Genomic DNA, 1,121 nt, shown 5'->3' with positions numbered 1-1,121 from the left:
CCGCTCGCCGTGGCGGCCGATGCAGCGCACGCGGCTGTTCCGGATCGTCGAGCGCATCGGCCGCTGGTCGATGCTCGACATCTTCGTCGTGACGCTCACCGTCGCGCTCGTCCATTTCCGTTCGCTCGCCGTCATCACGGCCGGCCCCGGCGCGCTCGCGTTCGGTTCGGTCGTGATCCTGACGATGCTCGCGTCGATGCAGTTCGATCCCCGTCTGATCTGGGATCCGGTAGAAACCTCAGGGAAAAACCATGAATAGTCCGCAAGGCCCGCAGCAAGACGGCCGTCCGGCCCCCGATCAGCCCCCGCCGCAGGATCCCGCGATCTCGACGAAAAGCGGCTGGCTGCCGTCGCTCGTGTGGCTCGTGCCGCTGATCGCCGCGCTGATCGGCATCGGCCTCGTGATCAAGTCCGTGCGCGAGCGCGGCCCGGAAATCACCCTCACCTTCCATAGCGCCGAAGGCCTCGAGCCCGGCAAGACCCAGGTCAAGTACAAGGACGTCGAGATCGGCATGGTCAAGGCGATCACGCTGTCGAAGGACTTGACGCGCGTGCTGGTCGGCGTGCAGCTCAAGAAGGAATCCGAGGACTTCGCGGTCAAGGGCTCGCGCTTCTGGATCGTGCGGCCGCGCGTGGGCGCGACCGGCGTGTCGGGGCTCGGCACGCTGCTGTCGGGCGCGTACATCGGCGTCGACGCGGGCCGTTCGTCGGAGTCCCAGACCGAGTTCGCCGGGCTCGAGACGCCGCCGGCCGTCACCGGCGACCAGAAGGGCGCGCAGTACGTGCTGCGCGGCGATTCGCTCGGCTCGGTCGACATCGGCTCGCCGGTCTACTACCGGCGCGTGCAGGTCGGCCAGGTGGTGGGCTTCTCGCTCGACAAGGACGGCACGGGCGTGACCTTCAACGTGTTCGTGAACGCGCCGTACGACCAGTACGTCGGCGAGAACTCGCGCTGGTGGCAGGCAAGCGGCGTCGACCTGCGGCTCGATTCGAGCGGGCTGAAGCTGAACACGCAGTCGCTCGCGACGGTGATCCTCGGCGGCATCGCGTTCCAGACGCCGCCGAACCAGACCACGGGCGCGACGGCGCCGGGCAACACGACGTTCCGCCTCGCCGCCGAC

2 protein-coding genes are annotated in these 1,121 nt (G+C 68.5%); both read left to right on the top strand.

Annotation, left to right across the window (positions count from 1 at the left end):
• Window positions 1-259 (top strand): paraquat-inducible protein A (locus tag HWY45_RS36230; protein ID WP_176118477.1); only part of this gene is annotated, 259 nt, incomplete at its 5' end.
• Window positions 252-1,121 (top strand): PqiB family protein (locus tag HWY45_RS36225; RefSeq protein WP_155631906.1); only part of this gene is annotated, 870 nt, incomplete at its 3' end. The genes HWY45_RS36230 and HWY45_RS36225, both read left to right, overlap by 8 nt.

This window comes from Burkholderia stagnalis, assembly GCF_902830275.1.
Lineage (GTDB): Bacteria > Pseudomonadota > Gammaproteobacteria > Burkholderiales > Burkholderiaceae > Burkholderia > Burkholderia stagnalis.
This window is presented reverse-complemented; position numbering and strand designations above follow the sequence as displayed.